We start from the raw sequence: 5,029 nt of genomic DNA on the forward strand, positions 1-5,029 counted from the left end.
AATCGCTCGGACATCTCTTTTAAAACACCTAAAAAGGTCTGATGATCATCATCACCCAAAAAAATGTCACGACCATCGTTCCCTCTGGATAGAATGTGGTATAAGGCACCCTTAAATTCTATGCGTAGCGGTCTGGCCATATTGAACAATTACCAGCATCAGTGGTTAGTGTCAATTAGTTTTAATCAATAATCAAGGTTTGACCCCATTACTTTCCAAAAAATATTTATTGATTAAGATAGTTTAGGTCGTTGCAAGATATCTGAGGGCCAAGGCTACGATAAAAACGTATTATCCAACTTCATTTTTGCAAGGAGGTTAGTTATTGCTTTTCTGACAAAGATTGTATCCTTTGGCTGAAATATGATAATTTCTTCACCTATGACGTAACTCACCCAGGCTTCAACAGCTTCCTCATTATTTTTTTCTAAATATAACTCTCTGAAAATTCAGTTTAAGTTTAAATTTTTCAAAAAAATTACCAACACACCCTTGACCTGTACCAAGGTACGTGTCTTATATTGTTCCAGGAGGTACAAAATGGAAAAGCTGACTATCGGTCAACTGGCTAAAAAGGCAAATGTAAACCGGGAGACCATTCGTTATTATGAGCGCCGTGGCCTGATACCCGAACCTCCCCGCAACAATAGTGGGCATAGAGAGTATTCTTTGGAGGAAGTTAAGCGAACTGAATTTATAAAACGCTCCCAGGCACTTGGGTTCTCGCTTAAAGAAATTTCGGAACTACTGTCGTTGCGGGTGGAACCGGGCACAACCTGCGCTGACGTTAAGGCACGCGTAGAAACAAAGATTGAGGATGTCGAAAAAAAGATAACGGATCTTGAGCAGATAAGAAAGGCCCTATTGCTTCTATCCAAGAGGTGCACAGGCAAAGGGCCTGTTGGCTATTGTCCTATATTGGAAGAACTCTACAAATAAAAAATGGAGAAAATCATGCTGTACGCAATAATAACGAGTTTAATGATTTCCTATAGTCCAATGTGAAAAGGAAGAACAAATGAAAACCTTTGATATGATTGTAATCGGCGGAGGGGCAGGAGCTTTTGCCGCCGCCATCCGCGCCAATGAGCTTAAGGCTAAAACTGCCATGATAAATGCCGGGCTTCCGTTAGGCGGAACGTGTGTCAATGTCGGTTGTGTTCCATCTAAACGGCTACTTTGGGCAGGTGAGATAATGCATATGGCTCGAAATCATAACATTCCGGGTATTGATCTGCATGTCAGAAGATTTGACTTTCAGGAACTCATCCAGGATGAATTGAACCTGGTTTCTCGCATGCGAAGCGAAAAATATGAAAAAGTATTGAGGGCGTTGGAGTTTGTAACCTTTTTTGACGGATATGCAAGACTTATCTCAAAAAATGAAGTCACGGTTAAAGGCAAAAAATTACATGCTGAAAGGATTATAATAGCCACTGGCTCGACAGCCAAAGTGCCACCCATTGAAGGTATTGAAGATGTTGGATATGTGACTCATATTGAAGCTTTAAAGATGCAAAAACTCCCGGGGGAGCTTATCATTATAGGCGCAGGTCCGGTGAGTATTGAATTTGCCCAGATGTTTTCTCGTTTCGGAAGCAAAGTAACGGTAATTAAAAGAAGCCCCGGCATCCTGCGTTTTGCGGAAAGAGAGCTCGCAGAGCGCCTTGAACAAATTCTTACAGCGGAAGGGATCAAAATTGTTACTGCGGAGGGGATCAGAAAAGTCGGCAAAGAAAACGATAAAAAAGTGCTGGAAATTTCGGTCGAAGGGAAAGAAATGAAAGTAGCTGGCGATGAAATCCTTATAGCCGCCGGCAAGACGCCGAATACTAAAAATCTTGGACTTGAGGCTGCCGGAGTTGAGGTCGATGGAAAGCAGGCAATAGCTGTGAATAAAAATCTCCAGACATCCCTGCCGCATATTTATGCAGTCGGTGATGTGGTAAATTTGCCTGCACGATATGAGACGACGGCGGGAAGGGAAGGCACACTGGCTGCTAACAATGTGCTGACAGGGGCAAAGGACCGTATTGATTACAGCACAGTGCCCTTTACTGTTTTTACTGACCCGCAACTTTCCGGTGTAGGATTGACGGAAGAGGAACAAGTTAAAAGGATGGGTGTCTGCAATTGCCGGACAGTTTCTTTTGAAAACATCCCCAAAGCGATCATAATGAACCGAACAGAAGGTTTGATTAAAATGGTAATCCATCCTGAAACGAGACAGATCCAGGGTGTGCATATACTCGCCCCTAATGCGGGTGAGCTGGTTGCCGAAGCCATGGTTCTCATAAAAAACAAAAACACGATTGATGAGGTGATTGATTCGCTACCCATGTTCCCAACCCTCTCGGAATCCTTAAAAACAGTTTCATTGTCGTTCAATAAAGACATCTCAAATTTAAGTTGCTGTATTTAATAGGAGGATTTGGGAGATGAAAATAGAAAATGCATCAACCATTGGAACCGTAATAGCATCACTTCTGGCAGCTTCCTGCTGTATCGGGTCTGCTATTTTTGTCGTATTCGGCGCTTCAGCCGGGTTTCTGGGAAAGCTTGCTTTTTTCGAGACATATCGGCCTTATCTGTTGGGTGCCGGTTTTCTAATGCTGGGCTTTTCGTTCTGGGAATCAAGCCTTAAAGCCTGGCGATCATTTAATTATATCTACTTTTGGCTTGAAAGGCCCTCCTAAGTGTAGCGGACTAAATGTTGTCAGGTATAGTGCCAAAACCACTAGCTTTGCTATTGAGTAGGGGGAAAAATATCCGTTTTTACTGTTCGATGATGATACCTTCCAAGCCGCTTCCTGGTTAACCGGATGCATGATTATCAGTTTGTGCTGACGCTTCATCAAAACTTTCGGCCCAGGCATCGAGCTTGTCCATAATTGCATTATAGGTTTCCATGGAAATGTCCGGCAGGACCCCGCCCAAGGCCTCTGCAGCCATTTGAAAGCCCTTATCAATGCTTGCCTTAATCTTTGCAAGCCTGTTCGGATCACCAGCAGCGATAGATAAGGCAAATTGTACAATGCGTTCAGATGTCTGCTCCACGCCTAAGTATCCATCCTCTGAGATCAACTCCCTGGCTTTCTCGGGTGTGAGATCCCTGAAATCAATCGAGGTATCTCCGGAGGCAATCCGGGTCGTTATGCCCTGCTCTTCCATAATCCCAACAAGCATTTCACGTAAGGTGCTGTAAGTCGAAGCCGTAACAGCGGCATTTGGAAGCATACCATACGTTATTTCCTCGGCCGGATTTTTTTTCAAAGAGACCTTGTCCTCCGGTGTCCGGGCTTCATGTGGGGGCATCACAGGCTGTTTTTCCTTCCCCTGAGACCTTCTGTCCGGAACCTTAACCACATCAATATTGTATATGCCGTTTATCATCACACCCTCCTTTTGGGGATCGGGGCGCCGTCTTTTTCATCGCCCATATTTTCCCGTCCATGTATTATACTCGGAATATTTTCCCTACATCTTTAGAAAAAACTACATCGATGATTAAAATTGGGAGAAGATTTGGTGCGTGGGATTGGTGGTTGGACACCTCATTCGCCTTTCTGATATTCCTTCAGGACTTTATCCACCATTTCAGAATACTCTTTCTTTGAAAAAATGCCTTTCTCTATAAGTAACTGAACAACAGAATCCAGCTGTATCGTATTCGAAATCAATAACTGCTCAGAATCATCTATTTTTTTTGGGTTTAGTTTTTCTGTCATAGCAAATCCTTTCTTATGGTTTTTCTCTCGATCTGCCCCTTGGTTTTGATGCATAAGGGCGAGGGATAGGAAGTATCCGGGCTATCTGTCCGGTCGGGAAACCTGTTCGAGTTCCCGTCGAGCTTTTGCCAGACGTTCCATCGCCTGTTTGTGGAGTTGTGATGCCCGGCCTTCGGAAACTTTCAGGAACTCGGCGGCGGCCTTCAAGGTTTTTCCCTTGAAATAGTAAAAGTCGATCACTACTCCTTCCTTCCTCGGCAGGCGGGAGATGGCCCGGGTCAGCTCCAGCTTCAACTCCTTGTGAAAAATCAACTCCAGCAGGTCTTCCGCCCCCTTACCGTCCCAATGATCCTCGTAACTGAGGAAGCCCAACCTGGAAAGAGCTTTGTGCTTGTAGAACTTCTCCAGCGGTAGTTGCATCGCCTGCGCGACTTCCTCGTCGGTGGGCTGACGTTTCAGCTTCTGTTCCAGTTCCAGGTAGGTCATTTCCATCCTTTTGGCCATTTGCCGTTCCCCGCGGGTCAAATGATCCCACTGGCGGAGTTCATCGAGAATGGATCCCTTGATATGATAGTTGGCGAAAGATGTAAAGTTTACCCCTCTCTCCGGATCGAACTTTTCCATGGCCCGCAGCAGTCCCACAACTCCGGCGCTGACCAAATCGTTGATGTCGATTTTCGGAGGGAGTTTGCGGTTGTATTGCAAGACTATCCGGCGGACGGTAGGCATGTACTTGTCAATGAGCTTCCGCCGCGTAAGGTTTCGTTTCTCATGTTGCTTGGATACCATATCGGCCTGTTTCCTCGGAGCGGATCGACCGCTAAGGGTCTGTTTTCCCTCTCGGCAGCGGTGATCGATAAACGACCCTGGGGTCGTACAATTGAAAGTTATAGAATCTATTTCACAGCAATGGGCGTAACATAGCTCGCTCGGCAGGTTAAAAAGTTAATACATAATTAACTCCTAATAAGCAAGACCCTATCAGTGTTGCCGATTTTCTACGGTCATGTCATTTTTTCAAAGGTCTCGCTTTTTTTTCTGCGAGGTTATTTAGAAATTACAAGAACTGCTCTTTGCCGGTTTGGTTTTGATATAATTTGTTCGGCGTGGAAACTTGTGAAAGCAACATGCCGGCAAAAATTAATATGGCCCCGGTCAACCCTTTGAGGCCTAATCTTTCATCGATGGTGACATAGGCATAAAGAGCTGCAAAGACCGGTTCCATGCAGAAAATCAATGCTGTATGAGTGGGGCTGGTAATGCGCTGCATAGAAGTTTGAACCAAAAAGGCAAAGATGGTT

Annotated in this window: 7 protein-coding genes; 3 read left to right on the forward strand and 4 right to left on the reverse strand. The window is 44.8% G+C overall.

Going from position 1 to position 5,029, the window contains the following annotated elements:
• The first annotated feature begins 540 nt into the window (after positions 1–540).
• From V3S16_RS06360 to V3S16_RS06370, 3 genes are all read left to right on the forward strand, one after another.
• Positions 541–939: a MerR family transcriptional regulator gene (locus V3S16_RS06360; RefSeq protein WP_413883833.1), complete on the forward strand. Its 399-nt coding sequence runs from the start codon at positions 541–543 to the stop codon at positions 937–939.
• Positions 940–1,018: 79 nt separating this feature from the next.
• The gene (gene merA / locus V3S16_RS06365) at positions 1,019–2,422 is read left to right on the forward strand and encodes a mercury(II) reductase (protein WP_413883834.1); all 1,404 of its coding nucleotides are present in this window, start codon (positions 1,019–1,021) and stop codon (positions 2,420–2,422) included.
• A 16-nt stretch (positions 2,423–2,438) separates the two neighbouring features.
• Positions 2,439–2,696, forward strand: coding sequence for a mercuric transporter MerT family protein (locus V3S16_RS06370; RefSeq protein WP_413883835.1), 258 nt, complete (start codon positions 2,439–2,441; stop codon positions 2,694–2,696).
• A 118-nt stretch (positions 2,697–2,814) separates the two neighbouring features.
• On the opposite strand, the gene V3S16_RS06375 is transcribed toward V3S16_RS06370, so the two are convergent.
• From V3S16_RS06375 to V3S16_RS06390, 4 genes are all read right to left on the reverse strand, one after another.
• Entirely contained in the window at positions 2,815–3,393 is a 579-nt protein-coding gene (locus tag V3S16_RS06375; RefSeq protein ID WP_413883836.1) for a hypothetical protein, read from the reverse strand.
• 161 nt (positions 3,394–3,554) lie between these two features.
• On the reverse strand, positions 3,555–3,728 hold the full coding sequence (locus V3S16_RS06380; RefSeq protein ID WP_413883837.1) for a hypothetical protein: 174 nt from the start codon (positions 3,726–3,728) through the stop codon (positions 3,555–3,557).
• 81 nt (positions 3,729–3,809) lie between these two features.
• Positions 3,810–4,517 (reverse strand): sigma-70 family RNA polymerase sigma factor, encoded by a 708-nt coding sequence (locus V3S16_RS06385; RefSeq protein WP_413883838.1) that lies wholly within the window; start codon positions 4,515–4,517, stop codon positions 3,810–3,812.
• 268 nt (positions 4,518–4,785) lie between these two features.
• Positions 4,786–5,029 (reverse strand): EamA family transporter (locus tag V3S16_RS06390; RefSeq protein ID WP_413883839.1); only part of this gene is annotated, 244 nt, incomplete at its 5' end.

Origin of the sequence: Candidatus Desulfatibia sp., from assembly GCF_036446775.1 — a bacterium.
Classification (GTDB): Bacteria; Desulfobacterota; Desulfobacteria; order Desulfobacterales; family UBA11574; genus Desulfatibia_A.

Bases quoted from the DNA above. Each gene is read 5' to 3' on its own strand.
- V3S16_RS06360 (WP_413883833.1), top strand. From the start codon at position 541: ATGGAAAAGCTGACTATCGGTCAACTGGCTAAAAAGGCAAATGTAAAC.
- merA (WP_413883834.1), top strand. From the start codon at position 1,019: ATGAAAACCTTTGATATGATTGTAATCGGCGGAGGGGCAGGAGCTTTT.
- V3S16_RS06370 (WP_413883835.1), top strand. From the start codon at position 2,439: ATGAAAATAGAAAATGCATCAACCATTGGAACCGTAATAGCATCACTT.
- V3S16_RS06375 (WP_413883836.1), bottom strand. From the start codon at position 3,393: ATGATAAACGGCATATACAATATTGATGTGGTTAAGGTTCCGGACAGA.
- V3S16_RS06380 (WP_413883837.1), bottom strand. From the start codon at position 3,728: ATGACAGAAAAACTAAACCCAAAAAAAATAGATGATTCTGAGCAGTTA.
- V3S16_RS06385 (WP_413883838.1), bottom strand. From the start codon at position 4,517: ATGGTATCCAAGCAACATGAGAAACGAAACCTTACGCGGCGGAAGCTC.